Annotated in this window: 14 protein-coding genes and 1 tRNA gene; 12 read left to right on the top strand and 3 right to left on the bottom strand. The window is 71.0% G+C overall.

Translation table 11 applies throughout. From position 1 onward, the window contains the following. Positions 1 to 72 precede the first annotated feature (72 nt). Complete coding sequence (locus NUV38_RS01940) at positions 73 to 678, top strand: sigma-70 family RNA polymerase sigma factor (protein WP_257727507.1); 606 nt, start codon at positions 73 to 75, stop codon at positions 676 to 678. Further along, positions 669 to 741 (top strand) — tRNA-Asn (locus tag NUV38_RS01935). The genes NUV38_RS01940 and NUV38_RS01935 overlap by 10 nt, the downstream gene beginning before the upstream one ends. Before the next feature lie 347 nt (positions 742 to 1,088). Here NUV38_RS01935 and NUV38_RS01930 read toward each other — a convergent pair. Beyond that, entirely contained in the window at positions 1,089 to 1,646 is a 558-nt protein-coding gene (locus tag NUV38_RS01930; protein ID WP_257727506.1) for a hypothetical protein, read from the bottom strand. A 37-nt stretch (positions 1,647 to 1,683) separates the two neighbouring features. Then, positions 1,684 to 2,433 carry a PIG-L deacetylase family protein gene (locus NUV38_RS01925; protein ID WP_257727505.1) on the bottom strand — a complete coding sequence of 250 codons (750 nt, stop codon included), beginning with the start codon at positions 2,431 to 2,433 and terminating at the stop codon, positions 1,684 to 1,686. Positions 2,434 to 2,468: 35 nt separating this feature from the next. On the opposite strand from NUV38_RS01925, the gene NUV38_RS01920 reads away from it, so the two are divergent. Further along, positions 2,469 to 2,684: a DUF4287 domain-containing protein gene (locus NUV38_RS01920; protein WP_257727504.1), complete on the top strand. Its 216-nt coding sequence runs from the start codon at positions 2,469 to 2,471 to the stop codon at positions 2,682 to 2,684. A 24-nt stretch (positions 2,685 to 2,708) separates the two neighbouring features. Here NUV38_RS01920 and NUV38_RS01915 read toward each other — a convergent pair whose 3' ends face one another. After that, a complete protein-coding gene (locus NUV38_RS01915) occupies positions 2,709 to 3,386 on the bottom strand; it encodes a GntR family transcriptional regulator (RefSeq protein WP_257727503.1) in 678 nt (225 codons plus the stop codon). Between the two features lie 208 nt (positions 3,387 to 3,594). On the opposite strand from NUV38_RS01915, the gene NUV38_RS01910 reads away from it, so the two are divergent. The 9 genes from NUV38_RS01910 (at position 3,595) to NUV38_RS01870 (ending at position 14,034) form a co-directional block, all read left to right on the top strand. Further along, a complete protein-coding gene (locus NUV38_RS01910) occupies positions 3,595 to 4,893 on the top strand; it encodes a substrate-binding domain-containing protein (RefSeq protein ID WP_257727502.1) in 1,299 nt (432 codons plus the stop codon). A gap of 5 nt (positions 4,894 to 4,898) precedes the next feature. Then, positions 4,899 to 5,909, top strand: a complete 1,011-nt coding sequence (locus tag NUV38_RS01905) for an ABC transporter permease (protein ID WP_257727501.1) — start codon at positions 4,899 to 4,901, stop codon at positions 5,907 to 5,909. A 10-nt stretch (positions 5,910 to 5,919) separates the two neighbouring features. Then, on the top strand, positions 5,920 to 7,464 hold the full coding sequence (locus NUV38_RS01900; protein ID WP_257727500.1) for a sugar ABC transporter ATP-binding protein: 1,545 nt from the start codon (positions 5,920 to 5,922) through the stop codon (positions 7,462 to 7,464). Beyond that, on the top strand, positions 7,461 to 8,429 hold the full coding sequence (locus NUV38_RS01895) for an ABC transporter permease (protein ID WP_257727499.1): 969 nt from the start codon (positions 7,461 to 7,463) through the stop codon (positions 8,427 to 8,429). Before NUV38_RS01900 ends, NUV38_RS01895 begins: the two co-directional genes overlap by 4 nt. Further along, on the top strand, positions 8,426 to 9,304 hold the full coding sequence (locus NUV38_RS01890; RefSeq protein WP_055965504.1) for a carbon-nitrogen hydrolase family protein: 879 nt from the start codon (positions 8,426 to 8,428) through the stop codon (positions 9,302 to 9,304). The genes NUV38_RS01895 and NUV38_RS01890 overlap by 4 nt, the downstream gene beginning before the upstream one ends. 2 nt (positions 9,305 to 9,306) lie before the next feature. Next, positions 9,307 to 10,278 (top strand): cyclase family protein, encoded by a 972-nt coding sequence (locus tag NUV38_RS01885; RefSeq protein ID WP_257727498.1) that lies wholly within the window; start codon positions 9,307 to 9,309, stop codon positions 10,276 to 10,278. 29 nt (positions 10,279 to 10,307) lie between these two features. Beyond that, positions 10,308 to 11,042: an SDR family NAD(P)-dependent oxidoreductase gene (locus NUV38_RS01880; protein ID WP_257727497.1), complete on the top strand. Its 735-nt coding sequence runs from the start codon at positions 10,308 to 10,310 to the stop codon at positions 11,040 to 11,042. 2 nt (positions 11,043 to 11,044) lie between these two features. After that, on the top strand, positions 11,045 to 12,235 hold the full coding sequence (gene lhgO, locus NUV38_RS01875; protein WP_257727496.1) for an L-2-hydroxyglutarate oxidase: 1,191 nt from the start codon (positions 11,045 to 11,047) through the stop codon (positions 12,233 to 12,235). A 65-nt stretch (positions 12,236 to 12,300) separates the two neighbouring features. Then, positions 12,301 to 14,034, top strand: coding sequence for a dihydroxy-acid dehydratase (locus NUV38_RS01870; protein WP_257727495.1), 1,734 nt, complete (start codon positions 12,301 to 12,303; stop codon positions 14,032 to 14,034). Positions 14,035 to 14,061 lie beyond the last annotated feature (27 nt).

Here is a 14,061-nt window from a genome sequence, read left to right as displayed (position 1 = left end):
GGTCCCGCACCGCCGTCCACAGCCCTGCCGAGCACCCTGGATCCCTTCGCCACCACGCAGCACGGTGGAGACATGGACCTGGTGCGTCGACTCCTGCAGGAAGCGCCGCTGGCGCCGGGGGAGGAGCGTCGGCTCGCACGGGCGTCCCGCTCCGGCGATCTCCAGGCGCGCGAAGCGCTGGCGCGAGGCTCGTTGCGCCTGGTGGCGATGCGAGTGCGGGCCCTCGGGTTCGGTCCGGGTGACATCGACGACGCCTTCCAGGTCGGCGCGATGGCCCTGCTGTCCGCCGTCGCCCGCTTCGATCCCGACCGTGGCGCACGTCTCGCGACCTACGCCTGGCCGTGGATCACGCGCGCACTGCAGGATCACCGCCGAGCGCGCCTCGAGGTGCCCCACGAGGTGGTTCCGGAGCCTCCGACGGTCCCACGTGGACACCACGCCCCGGCCCTTCTCGACGACCTCGCGGCGCTGACCACGGCCGAGCGCGACGTGCTCCTGCTGCGCTTCGGGAGGGCTCCCGATGGCACCTGCCCGACACCCTGGGCCGACGTCGCCCAGCACCTCGGCGTGAGCGTCTCGACGGCACGACGTACGGGGGACCGGGCTGTGTCACGACTGCGCCAGGAGGTTGGTAGAGTGTCTCACCGTGCTCCCCGAGTGGGAGCCATTCCCCCGTAGCTCAATTGGCAGAGCATTCGACTGTTAATCGAAGGGTTATTGGTTCGAGTCCAATCGGGGGAGCATCACGTCAGCGATGACGAGGACAGCGGGGACCGGCTCATGCGAGCCGGTCCCCGTCTTCCATGGTCGGGGTGCCGCGGGAAGGGTCGCAGGCGACGATGGGGTTCATGGCGACGCGCGACCTACCAGAGCTCGAGGCATGGGCCGATCGGTCGAGACGGGCCTTCTGGATGATGTGGGCCGTAGTTCCGATCTTGTCGATCCTCGACCTTTCTGGTGTGATCGACCGAGGGGCCGGCGCTTGGTTCTGGATCTCGTCGATGGTGGCTACGGTGTGGGCCGTAGCCCTCGTTCTTTGGGGCCTGGGCGCCTACCGGCGACGTCGAGCTTGAGGGGGAGCGTGCCGGTCAACGACCCAGGAGGGCGTCGAGACCCACCGCGAAGGCGGCGGCCAGCCGCACGTCCACGCGCGGGTCGGGGACCGAGACCTCGTAGCGGTCACGCACCGACACCGCGCGCTCGACCGACATCAGCGGTGAGCCGGTGGCGTCGTCGACCACGTCGAAGTGGAAGCGCAGGAACGGCACGTCGGTGAAGCGGCGCAGCACGGCGACGAGCTGGCTGCGCTCCTGCCCGGTACCGGTGAAACCGTCACCCTCGAGGACGAACGTGGTGCGCATGAGGCTCTGGCCGAACAGCTTGCGGAACGAGCCGAGCGAGGCGCCCTCGGCGTCGACCACGTCGTAGCCGCCGCCGAGGTCCATCACGTTGCGCGCCGTGAAGGAGAAGGCGGGCCGAGTGCGGGCCTCGTCGGCGAAGAACGTCACCTTCTCCTTGAGGGCCATGCGCTTCTGCTCGGCGAAGCCGATGGGCGTGCCGTCGGAGGCGACCACCTCGTAGCGGTTGGTGGTCATCGCGAAGCGCTGCGCGACGGTGAACGAGGGCACGTGCTGCACGGAGGTCACGCTCGGAGCCTACGACGGCCGCTGACGACGACGCGGGTCATTCGCCCCAGGTCATCGACACGACCTCGAACGCGGCGCCGTGCGTGGTGCCCAGACGCGATCCGGTGGGGCGCGACATGCCCTCGAGGAACTCGGCGGCGTCGAAGTGCTCCCAGCCCAGCCCGTCGATGTAGGCGCGGTGGGCCTCGAGCGAGGCGACGCCACGGTCGAACGTGGCGGTCGTGTCGACGCCGTGCCCGGCGACGGGGGAGCCCGCCACCCAGACCTGACGGACGTCGCCCCACGGCTCGAGCCCGCCGGTCAGCTGCTCGCGGTGGATCCACCGGTTCCCCGCGTCCTGCACGGCGTGGATGGTGGCCCGCCCGACGGCGATGTGGTCGGCCTGGTTGGGCGAGCTGCCGCCCCAGGTGTCATGGTGGTTGCCGGTGACGACGACGTCGGGACGGTGCCGGCGCACCTGCTCGGCGATGGCGGCGCGCAGGGCGATCGTCGGCTCGACGACGCCGTCGGGGAAGCCGAGGAACTCCACGACGTCGACGCCGACCACGCGGGCCGACTCGACCTGCTCGGCCTCCCGCACCGTGCGGCACTCGTCCGGCGCGAGGGCGTCGATGCCGGCCTCGCCGCTGGTGACCATGCAGTAGACGACGGTCTTGCCCTGGTCCGTCCACCGGGCGACGGCAGCCGCGGCACCGAACTCGACGTCGTCGGGGTGGGCGACCACCACGAGCGCACGCTCCCAGTCCTCGTCGAGCGGTGTGAGCGGTGCAGGAGCGACGTCGGCCATGGCCTCAGGCTACGTCCGGGGCCTACGCTCGGGCCATGGCTGAGCAGGAGTGGCCCACGAAGGGCCCCGCGTCGTACTTCCCGTCGATCGAGAAGACCTACGGGGAGTCGATCGACCACTGGATGGGTGTCATCAGCGCGCTGGGCGACGTGAAGCACATGGAGAAGGTGGCGGCGCTGAAGTCCGAGCACGGCCTCGGGCACGGCCACGCGAACGCGCTCGTCGCGTGGCACAAGGAGCACCACGCCTGACGGACCCGCGGTGTGGGACGTCGTCTACGTGGCCCCGAACCGACCGAGCACCTCGTCGAACGCGATGCTCTCGTCCTCGCCGAACTCCTGGCCGATGAGCTTGCGGGCCGTGTGCAGCAGGTGCTCACGCATGGAACGCGCGGCGCCGTCGGCGTCGTGGGTCCGCACCAGTCCGAGGATCTCGACGTGCGGCTGGAGGATCTCCTCGATCGACTCCGTCCGGTTGGCGGTCGAGACGCCTGTCCCCAGGACCACGTTGCGCAGGCCGTCGACGAACTCGGCGAGTCGGTCGTTGCCACTGATGGTGAGCAGCGTGCGGTGGAACTGACGGTCCGCCCGCAGGAACGTCTCGGCGTCGTCGGCGTCGCGCGCCTCGCGCATGCGGCCGATGTCGGCCTCGAGCGCCGCGATGTCGGCTCCTGTCGCCGCGAGCGCGGCGGCCCGTGTCGCGGGGACCTCGAGCAGCAGGCGCAGCGAGAAGATCTGGCGCAGGTCCTCGGCGGAGGTGTGCAGCACGACGAAGCCGCGGTTGCGCTGCACCCGCACGAGACCGTCGGCGGCAAGCCGGATCAATGCCTCGCGCACGGGGGTGCGTGAGACCCCGAGGCTGTCGGCGACGGTGTGGACGGCGTGCAGGGTGTCGGGCTCCAGGTCGCCGTTGAGGATCGCGGTGCGCAGGGCCGACGTGGCGCGGTCCGCCATCGATCCCTCGTGGGCCAGCGGCTTCATCCTGCTCCGTTCAGTCGGGCCGTCCGCTGGGATCGCGGTCGGCCGGGCCTTCGTCCGTGCGCCGATCGTAACGGTCGTGTTTCAGTTCGCGATTCTCATTGACGAGAGCGGCATGTGGCATGTTGTATGTTACACACCAAACAGTGTGCGCTACGTCACGCGCCATCCCGCTAGGAGCACCATGAACCGACTCACGACACGCCTCCCGCGCCCCCGTCGCGGGAAGAAGGTGGCGCTGGCCGCGACCGTCCTCGGGCTGCTCGTCGCCCTGACCGCGTGCGGCGGACTGTCCGCCGACGACGGCGACGACGCAGCAGGGACCGGGGCGTACACCAAGCTCAACACCGGCGGCAAGGAGTCGGCGGCCGACAAGGAGGCGCTCGACGCGCTGCCGGAGTCGGTCCGCGACACGTACGCGGGCTTCTGGCACGCGACCCGCGTCGGCCCCAACCCGTACGCCGACTGGGAGCCGGGCGAGGCGCCCTACAAGTTCTGCTACTCCAGCGCCTACCAGGGCAACTCCTGGCGTCAGGAGGGCCTGACGGTCGCGAAGAACATCGTCGCCCAGCTGGAGAAGAAGGGTGTGGCCAAGGGTGGTCTCACGGTGAGCGACGCCAACAACAACGCGAGCCTCCAGGCCACGCAGATCACCTCGATGGTCCAGAAGGGCTGCGACGTCATCCTGGTCATGCAGCCGCCGACCGTGGGCGTCTGCAAGGCGTTCGACACGGCTCAGAAGGCCGGGACCCTCGTCGTCGTCATGCAGACCGGCACCGACTGCACGAACGTCATCCAGTCCGACTTCGGCGCCTACGACGCCGGCAAGAAGTCGGCCGAGTGGCTGATCGACAAGGTCGGTGACACCAAGGACACGGTCGTCATGTGCGACGGCATCCCCGGCGTCGCTGCGGCCGAGGCTCGCCAGGCCGGAGCGGCTGACGCGTTCAAGAAGGCCGGTCTGAAGGTCGACCACATCACGGGCGAGTGGACCACCTCGACGATCAAGTCGCAGATGCTCAGCTACCTCAGCACCCACCAGGGCAACATCGCCGGCGTCTGGGACGGCGGCGTGTGCGCGGTCCCGGTCACCCAGGCGTTCCAGCAGGCCGATCGTGACCTCCCGCCGGTCACCGGCTTCGAAGGTGCCTGCTCCTGGCTCGCCAGCTGGAAGCAGACCGGCGCCGACTCCTTCGGCTTCGCCGGTGGTGCCGGCCAGGGCGTGAACGAGGCCTTCCGCGTCTCGTTGCGCATGCTCGCCGGCCAGAAGCCGAAGCACAATACGCTGCTCTACCCGCTCGCGCAGATCGACGGCTCCAACGTCGACCAGTACTACAAGAGCGGCATGAAGCTCAGCAGCGCGTGCAACGCCCAGCCGGTCGACGGCGAGTCGGTGCCCGCGTCGTACTACGACGACCTGTTCACCGGCTCCGGAGAGCCGGAGACGTTCGACGCCGGGCTCGCCGAGCTCCCGGTCAAGTAGGTCCGATGTCCATCACGACCTCACCCGAGGTGACGTCCGCCCCGGCGTCGACGGCTGGCAGTCGTCGACGCCGGGGGGCGACGGGCCCCTGGCTCGTCGCGCTCGCCCCGGTGGTGATGTTCCTGGTCCTGGCAGTCGCCACGCCCGAGGTGCTCTCGCGCTCGGGGATCATGTCGCTGCTCGTGCTGTCGGCCGTGCTCGGGATAGCCGCCGTCGGCCAGACCTGGGCCGTCATGATCGGCGGCATCGACCTGTCCATCCCCGCGACGATCGGCATGTCGAACGTGCTGCTGCCGACGCTGTACGCGAAGGGCTGGGGCTTCGGCCAGATCGTGCTGCTCGTGCTCGTCCTGTCGATCGCCATCGGCCTGGCCAACGGCGTGCTGTCGAGCCTGTTCGGGCTGCACCCGCTCGTCGTGAGCCTCGGCGTGGCCTCCGTCGTGACCGGTGGCGTGCTCATCTCGGTCGACGGCAACACCGGTGGCGACGTCCCCGACTTCATCACCTCCTCCGTCTCGCCGAACGGCTCGTTCCTGGGGCTCGGCATCCCCGCGGCCGTCGTCGTGTGGGTGCTCGTCGCCGCCCTCGTGATCGTCGTCGAGCGCCGCACGGTGATCGGCCGGCAGATCTACGCGCTCGGCTCGAACGTCACGGCTGCGCGCCTGGCGCTCGTCCGTCCGATGCTGGTGCGGGTCGTCGTCTACACGGTCGGTGCCGTGTGCGCGAGCACGGCCGGCCTGCTGCTCGGCGGGTTCAGCGGTGGCGCCTCGGTCGACATCGGCGCGCCCTACCTGTTCTCCACCATCACGGCCGTCGTGGTCGGCGGCACCTCGCTGCTCGGCGGCGCCGGTGGCTACGCCCGCACGATCGCCGGCGTCCTCGTGACCACCGGATTCACCACGCTGCTCATCGGCTTCTCCGTGGGGCCGAACATGCAGCAGGTGATGCTCGGCATCGCGATCCTCGTCCTGATCACCGCCTACGGCCGCGACCGCCACGTCGCGCAGCGTCTGTGAGGACCGACCCATGACTGCACACCCCCTGGTCGAGCTGGCCGGGATCACCCACCGCTACGGCGCAACCGTCGCACTCGACGGTTGCCACCTTCAGGTCCGGCCCGGCGAGATCCACGGACTCGTCGGCGAGAACGGCTCCGGCAAGAGCACCGTCGTCAAGCTGCTGAGCGGCATCATGCGCCCGACCGAGGGCCAGGTCCTCGTCGACGGCGAAGCGGTCGGGCTGCGCTCGCCCGCTCAGGCGCAGCGCAACGGCGTCGTCACGGTGTTCCAGGAGACACTCATCTCCGACGAGTGCTCGGGCCTGGAGAACGTGTTCGCCGGCACCGACGGCCTGTTTCGTCGCGGGCGCTCGCACTCGGACGAGCTGGCCGCCGCGACCGAGGTCGTGGAGCGGCTGGGCGCATCGCCGGCGATCCTCGAGGCGTCGCCCTACAAGCTGTCGCTCGCCGAGCGCCAGGTGCTGACCCTGGTGCGTGCACTCGTGCGACCGTGGCGCCTGCTCATCCTTGACGAGGCGACCTCGGCGCTCGACCTGGCCACCCGCGACCGCTTGTTCGCGCTGCTGATGGACGAGCGTGAGAACGGCCGCAGCGTGCTGTTCGTGTCGCACCGGATGGACGAGCTCGAGATCCTCATCGACCGGGCGACGGTCCAGCGGTCGGGCCGGACGATCGGGACCGTCGAGCGGGCCGAGGCGACGCCGTCGCGTCTGCTCAGCATGATGGACGGCCGCAGCGAGGCCGAGCACCGCTCGCACACGACGACCACCCGGGCGCGGGTCGACCGCGGCGTGGCCGCCCGGCTGCGTGCCGTCACGCTCGACACAGGCGCCCGCCCGGTCGACCTGGAGGTGCGCCGCGGGGAGATCCTCGGCGTCGGGGGGCTCGACGGGCACGGCGGCGTCCCGCTGCTGGAGACCCTCGCGGGCGTCCGGTCCGCCCTCGGTGGCGAGGTCGAGGTGGACGGTCCCGACGGACCGGTCACCCCTCAGGGGTACCGCGCCGCCGTGGCGGCAGGTGTGGCCTACGTGCCCGGCAAGCGCCAGGAGGAGGGGCTGTTCCGCACGCTCGACGTCCGCGACAACCTGGCCATGGCGACCTACGGTCGTCGGTCCCGGTTCGGATTCCTGCGGGGAGCGGCCGTCACCGAGCTCGTCGCCTCCTCCATGCGCCGCCTCGGAGTCCACCCGGACGACCCGAGCTACCCGATCACGGGACTCAGTGGCGGCAACGCCCAGAAGGTGCTGGTCGGACGGTGGATCGCCTCGGAGCCCGACCTGCTCGTCCTCAACGACCCGCTCCGCGGCGTCGACATCGGCACGAAGCGCGACTTCTACGCGCTGCTGCGCGAGCTCACCGACGACGGCATGACGGTCGTCATGCTGTCGACCGAGATCGAGGAGCTGCTCACGGCCTGCGACCGCGTCGCCGTGTGCCACGACCAGTCGGTCGAGGCCGTGCTCGAGGCCGACGAGCTCACGTACGACGCGGTCCTCTCCGCGATGTTCGGCCAGGAGGCCGGCCTCGCCCTTCCCGGAAGGCAGGACGCATGACCACGGTCGACCTCGGACCGGTGCGCACCGCGCGCCAGGTCCCGTACTTCCTCCCGGCGCTGATCGCCGTCGTCGTGATGGCCGTGGTGACGGTCACCAGGAGCAGCGAGTTCATCGACGGCGGCTGGAAGCTCGTCCTCGTGTACGCCTCGCCCCTGGTGCTGCTGGCCATGGCCCAGACACCGGTCGTGCTGAGCGGCGGCGGTGGCCTCGATCTGTCGGTCGGGCCGGGCGCCGGTCTGGTCAGCGTCGTCCTGGCGGCCGGACTCATCGCGAACGACATCTCGGTCGCCTGGATCGTCATCCTCGCGGCGCTGGCGGTGGGGGCGGCCATCGGGGCGCTCAACGGCACCCTCGTCGCCATCGTGCGCATCCCGCCGATCATCGCGACGCTGGCCACCTACCTGGTGTTCGCCGGCATCGCCACGCAGGTTCTGTCGTCACCCACCGGCTACCTGCCGGCCTGGATGTCCTGGTTCACCGACGTCGACGGCGTGGTGCCGAACATCCTCTGGGTCATCCTCGGCGTCGGTGGTGCCTGGTGGCTGCTGAGCCGCACGGCCTACTGGCGCAACCTGCGGATGGTCGGCTCCAACGACCGCGCGGCCTACACGGCCGGCGTCCCCGTCACCGCGGTGCGCTTCACCGCCTACGTCCTGACCGGAGCGATGGTCGGCATCTCCGGGCTCGTCCTCACCGCCGTGCTCGGCGGGGCCGACGCGAAGGTGGGGCCGACCTACACCCTGCTCGCCATCGCGGCGGTCGCCCTCGGCGGCATCAGCCTCGCCGGCGGCCGCGGCGGCCTCCTCGGCGCTGCCTGCGGGGCCGCGCTCCTGTTCCTGATCCAGAACTACCTGACCCTCACCGAGGCGTCGTCGTTCGTGCTGCAGGCGGCCTACGGGGTCGTCCTCGTGGTGGCCATCGTCATCAACGGCGCGTGGGACCGAAAGAGGAAGAGCTCATGACCACCACTGCACACACCGTCCGCGTCGCGGCGGGCCAGTTCGGCTCCGTCCCCGGCGAGGCCGACAAGAACTCGCGCCGGACGGCCGAGATCATGGCCGAGGCCCGGGAACAGGGCGTCGAGCTGCTGGTGCTGCCCGAGTGCGGGCTGACCGGGTACGTCTTCGACACCCCGGAGTCCGCCCGAGCCGCGGCGGTCCGGATCGACGGCCCCGAGGTGGCTCGGGTCGCGGAGGCGGCCACGTCGCTCGACCTGCACGTCGTGATCGGCTTCCTGGAGCTCCTGGACGACGTGCTCCACAACACCGCGATGCTGCTCGCGCCGGACGGGACATCGGGCGTCTATCGCAAGACGCACCTGCCCCACCTCGGCGCAGACCGCTTCGTCACGCCGGGCGACAACGAGCCGGTCCTCGTCGAGACGCGGCTGGGCGTCGTGGGACTGAGCATCTGCTACGACCTGCGCTTCCCGGAGTGGGCGCGCTGCCTCGCGCTCGGGGGTGCGGACATCATCGCCAACCCGACGAACTGGCCGGCACCCGCCGAGCGGGTCGCGGAGCTGTTCACGCGGGTCCGGGCGGCCGAGAACCACGTGTTCGTCATCGCCGCCAACCGCGGCGACCAGGAGCAGGGCGCCCAGTTCATCGGCCGCAGCCAGGTGATCGACCCGACCGGTACCGTCTTGGCCTCGGTCGAGCGCGAGGACGGACTCATCGTGGCCGACATCCAGCCGAGCCTGGCCAGGACCAAGGACGTGCGCCTGCCCGAGGTGAACTTCGCGATCTCCTTGTTCGGCGACCGCCGTCCCCAGCTCTACGGAGCCCTCAGCACGACCCCCGAGAACAGCCGGGACGCCGGCGCAGACGAGAGGAACTGACCATGTGTGGAGTCAACTTCGTGGACGAGGGAACGGCGCAGAAGATCGCCGCGGCGTCGGCGACCTTCCGCCAGATCACCGAGAGCCCGTTCGGTCCGGACGACGAGATCGGCATGCTCAACCTGATCACCCCCGACATGGCACGGTCGGTCGTCTCGCGCGCGGACGCGGGGCACACGCTCGACCTGAGCGTCGACTACTTCCTCGGCATGCCGTCGTTCACCGCGGCCGGCCAGCCGCCGTACCAGATCTGGATGACCAACACCCCGCGTGGCACCGCCAACGACGACGCGACCGGCTTCGGCGAGCAGAACGAGCTCGTCGGCTACTCCGGCGACGCGGTCTCGATGTACACGCACTGCGGCACTCACATCGACACGCTCAACCACTTCGGCTACGGCCGCAAGATCTGGAACAACTTCGACGCGGACGAGTGGCTCGGCGCCCGGCACTGGATGTGCGCCGGTGCCGACAAGCAGCCGCCGATCATCACGCGCGGGGTGCTGCTCGACGTCGCGGCGCTGCACGGCGTCGACGTCCTGCCGCAGAGCTACGGCATCGGGTCGAAAGACCTCGAGGACGCCGCCCGTCGTCAGGGTGTCGAGGTCCGGCCCGGGGACGCGGTGCTCATCCGATCCGGCCAGATGACGCTGTGGGACGACCCGCAGGCGTACATCACGAACGAGTCCGGGGTGGACCGCGACGGCGCGGAGTGGCTCGCGAGGTCGGGCGCGGCGCTCGTCGCGTCGGACAACCTGTCGTTCGAGCAGATCCCCTCTGCCGAGGAGGGCAACTGGCTGCCCGTCCACACCTACCTCTTCGCCGAGGCGGGCGTCCCGATCATGGAGGTCGTGGACATGGAGGGCCTCTCGCAGGAGCAGATGTACGAGTTCTGCTTCATCGGCGCCGGCATCAAGCTGCGTGGCGCGACGGCGGCCCCGATGCGCCCGCTCGCCATGCCCCTGCGCGACTGATGCCGGGCCTTGCGTCCGGTGCCCCCTCGGTGATCATCACCGGGGCCGGCATCGGCATCGGTGCCGCCTGCGCCACCGCCTTCGCCCGCGCCGGGTACCGCACCGTGCTCACCGACGTGCTGGACGCGGGGGAGTCGGTCGCCGCCTCGTTGCGCGAGGAGGGCCACGCCGCGGTCTTCCACCGACTCGACGTCACGAGCACCGACCAGGTGCGGGCGGTCGTCGAGGAGTCGCAGGGCGACGGCTTCGACGCCGTCGTCGCCAACGCGGGGATCGCGCGACGACGAGCGTTCGTTGACCTCGAGGACGCCGAGTGGGAGAACGTGCTGGACGTCGACCTGCAGGGTGAGATGCGGGTCTTCCGTGCTGCCGCGCCCGCCATGGTCCGACGCGGTGGAGGGTCGCTGGTCGCGCTCTCCTCGGTCAGCGGCTCGACCTACGGGTGGGGCGAGCATGCGCACTACTCCGCAGCCAAGGCCGGAGTCCTCGGGCTCGCGCGCGCCCTGGCGGTCGAGCTCGGTCCGCACGGGGTGCGCGCCAACGCGGTGGCACCGGGCTTCATCCGCACGGCCCAGTCCCTCGACGACGAGCACTCGATGGGGGCCGCTGCACTCGACGCATCCGCCTCGGCCGTGCCGCTCGGACGGGTCGGGAATCCTCCCGAGGTCGCGGACGTGGTGCTCTTCCTCGCCTCCGAGGCGTCCCGCTACGTCACGGGCCAGGTGCTCGTCGTCGACGGCGGCCTGACCGTCCGGCAGGGGTAGGGATGCCACGTCACGAGGTCGTGGTGGTCGGGGCGGGCATCGTGGGCCTCGCGACCGCACACCGTCTGGCCGGGCGCGGTCATCGCGTGACCGTAGTCGACAAGGAGCCGACGCTCGCCGCCCACCAGACCGGGCGCAACTCCGGCGTCGTGCACTCCGGGCTCTACTACCGACCGGGGTCGTTGAAGGCCCGGCTGGGCACGGCGGGCGCCGCGTCCATGGTCGAGTTCGCGTCGCGGCACGGCATCACGGTCGACCGGTGCGGCAAGCTCGTCGTCGCCACGGACGGAGCACAGCTGCCGACCCTGGACGAGCTGGTGCGCCGCGGCGTCGCCAACGGCGTCCCGTGCCGTCGGGTCGACGCCGACGAGGCGCACGAGCTGGAGCCGTACGTCAGCGCGCTGGCGGCGGTGCGGGTCGAGAGCACCGCGGTCGTCGACTACGTGGGCGTTTGCGTGGTGCTGGCCGACCTGGTCGGACGGGCCGGCGGCGACGTCCTGCTCGGCCGGGAGGTGCTGTCGGTCGAGGACGACGGTCGCGGCCTGCGCATCGGGACGAGCGGGGGCGAGCTGCGGGCAGACCGTCTCGTGAACTGCGCCGGACTGCACAGCGACCGCCTCCCACTCCTCGGGGGTGTGGACCCGCAGGTGCGCATCGTCCCGTTCCGCGGCGAGTACTTCGAGCTCGCACCCCACGCTCGGCACCTCGTCAACGGGCTCGTGTACCCGGTCCCGGACCCGGACCTGCCGTTCCTCGGCGTCCACCTCACCCGGATGTTCGACGGCTCGGTGCACGCCGGGCCCAATGCCGTGCTGGCCGGGGCCCGCGAGGGCTACGACTGGCGCACCGTGCGCGTGCGCGACCTCGCCGACGCTGCGCGCTGGCCCGGCACGTGGCGGCTGGCCCGACGGTGGTGGCGCACCGGTGTGGACGAGGTCCTGAGGTCGCTGTCCCAGCGACGCTTCCTCGAGAGCCTGCGCGAGCTCGTGCCGTCGCTGCAGCCCGGCGATCTCGTGCCCAGCGAGGCGGGTGTCCGCGCCCAGGCCGTGGACCGCTCCGGCGCGATGGTCGACGACTTCCTGCTGCGTCGAGCACCCCGGCAGCTGCACGTGCTCAACGCGCCCTCACCGGCCGCGACGGCGGCCCTCGAGATCGGCGACCACGTCGCCCGCGAGCTCGAGACCGTGCGATGAGGCTCGAGGCCATGCCCTGGAGGCAGACCACCGGCGACCATCCAGACCCTGCAGTGAGGACCACGATGCACGACGACACCCCGACCGGGCTCCGCTCGAACCTGACCAGCTACGGCGACCCGGAGTTCGCCCTCTTCCTGCGCAAGGCCTTCATCAAGGGGGCGGGGTACGGCGACGACGCGCTCGACCGACCGGTCATCGGCATCGTCGACACGGAGAGCGGCTTCAATCCGTGCCACGGCAATGTCCCGCAACTGATCACCGCCATCGAGCGAGGCGTCATGCTGGCCGGCGGCCTGCCGATCAGCTTTCCGACGATCTCGGTGCATGAGAGCTTCGCCCACCCCACGAGCATGCTCCTGCGCAACCTCATGTCGATGGACACCGAGGAGATGCTCAAGGCGCTGCCCGTGGATGCCGTGGTCCTGATCGGCGGGTGCGACAAGACGGTGCCGGCCCAGCTCATGGGCGCGGCCTCGGCCGGCAAGCCGGCGATCCAGCTGGTGACGGGCTCGATGCTCACCGGCAGCCACCGGGGACGGACGGTCGGGGCGTGCACCGACTGCCGCTTCTTCTGGGGGCGCTACCGTGCGGACGAGATCGACGCCGACGAGATCGCCGAGGTCAACGGCCGGCTCGTCGGCAGCGTCGGCACGTGCTCGGTGGCCGGCACCGCCAGCACCATGGCCGCCGTCAGCGAGGCCATGGGGATCGCGCTGCCGGGATCGGCCTCCCCGCCGGCCGTGACGGCCGACCGGATGCGGATCGCCGAGGCCACGGGGACCCGCGCGGTCGGCCTCGCCCGGGAGCGCCTGACGATCGACCAGATCCTCACGCCGGCCGCGTTCGACAACGCCTTCCGGGTGCTGCTCGCCCTCGGCGGCTCGACGAACGCGCTCGTCCACCTCGCCGCGGTCGCCGGCCGCCTTGGCTACGCGCTCGACCTGGAGGCGTTCGACCAGATGGGTCGCGAGACACCCGTGCTGGTCGACCTCAAGCCGTCGGGGTCGCACTACATGGAGGACCTGCACCGTGCCGGTGGTGTGCAGCGACTCATGCTCGAGATCCGCGACCAGCTCAACCTGGAAGCCCTGACGGTGACGGGTCGCACGCTCGGCGAGGAGCTCGCCGACGCCCCCGCTCCGTTCCCGCAGGAGGTGGTCCGTCCACTGGCGGACCCCGTGCACCGGGGCGGCAGCATCGCCGTGCTGCGCGGCAACCTGGCGCCCGCGGGCGCCATCATCAAGCAGTCCGCGGCGTCCCCGGCCCTGCTCGAGCATCGGGGGAGGGCGGTCGTGTTCGAGGACGCGGCCGACCTGGCCGAGCGCATCGACCGCGACGACCTCGACGTCGAGGCGGAGGACGTGCTGGTCCTGCGCAACATCGGTCCCGTCGGATACCCCGGCATGCCCGAGGCCGGATACATCCCGATCCCGCGCAAGCTCGCCCGGGCCGGTGTGAAGGACGTGGTGCGCATCAGCGACGGCCGCATGTCCGGCACGGCCGCCGGCACGATCGTCCTGCACGCATCGCCCGAGGCGGCGGTCGGAGGACCACTGGCGCTCGTGCGCACCGGTGACACGATCGCCCTGTCGGTCAGTGGTCGTTCCCTCGAGCTGGAGGTGGGGGAGGAGGAGCTGGTCGCCCGTGCCGCCGAGGTGGCCGACCGCGTGCGTGACGTGCCGCAGCGGGGCTACGCGAAGCTCTACGTCGACGAGGTCACCCAGGCGGAGGAGGGCTGCGACTTCCGCTTCCTGCAGGGCAACGAGGTCGTGGGCAGCGTCCCGCGTCGGCACTGAGGTCCACCCGCGACCAAGACGGCCTCG

The sequence above is a fragment of the Aeromicrobium sp. 50.2.37 genome (assembly GCF_024655735.1).
Classification (GTDB): domain Bacteria; phylum Actinomycetota; class Actinomycetes; order Propionibacteriales; family Nocardioidaceae; genus Aeromicrobium.
The sequence above is the reverse complement of the archived record's forward strand: the minus strand, read 5'-3'. Positions and strand labels throughout refer to the sequence as shown.

Excerpts from the sequence above, each read along its gene's own strand:
- NUV38_RS01905 (WP_257727501.1), top strand. The coding sequence starts at position 4,899 with ATGTCCATCACGACCTCACCCGAGGTGACGTCCGCCCCGGCGTCGACG.
- NUV38_RS01915 (WP_257727503.1), bottom strand. The coding sequence starts at position 3,386 with ATGGCGGACCGCGCCACGTCGGCCCTGCGCACCGCGATCCTCAACGGC.
- NUV38_RS01890 (WP_055965504.1), top strand. The coding sequence starts at position 8,426 with ATGACCACCACTGCACACACCGTCCGCGTCGCGGCGGGCCAGTTCGGC.
- NUV38_RS01895 (WP_257727499.1), top strand. The coding sequence starts at position 7,461 with ATGACCACGGTCGACCTCGGACCGGTGCGCACCGCGCGCCAGGTCCCG.
- NUV38_RS01900 (WP_257727500.1), top strand. The coding sequence starts at position 5,920 with ATGACTGCACACCCCCTGGTCGAGCTGGCCGGGATCACCCACCGCTAC.
- NUV38_RS01925 (WP_257727505.1), bottom strand. The coding sequence starts at position 2,433 with ATGGCCGACGTCGCTCCTGCACCGCTCACACCGCTCGACGAGGACTGG.
- lhgO (WP_257727496.1), top strand. The coding sequence starts at position 11,045 with ATGCCACGTCACGAGGTCGTGGTGGTCGGGGCGGGCATCGTGGGCCTC.
- NUV38_RS01910 (WP_257727502.1), top strand. The coding sequence starts at position 3,595 with ATGAACCGACTCACGACACGCCTCCCGCGCCCCCGTCGCGGGAAGAAG.
- NUV38_RS01870 (WP_257727495.1), top strand. The coding sequence starts at position 12,301 with ATGCACGACGACACCCCGACCGGGCTCCGCTCGAACCTGACCAGCTAC.
- NUV38_RS01920 (WP_257727504.1), top strand. The coding sequence starts at position 2,469 with ATGGCTGAGCAGGAGTGGCCCACGAAGGGCCCCGCGTCGTACTTCCCG.
- NUV38_RS01885 (WP_257727498.1), top strand. The coding sequence starts at position 9,307 with ATGTGTGGAGTCAACTTCGTGGACGAGGGAACGGCGCAGAAGATCGCC.
- NUV38_RS01940 (WP_257727507.1), top strand. The coding sequence starts at position 73 with ATGGACCTGGTGCGTCGACTCCTGCAGGAAGCGCCGCTGGCGCCGGGG.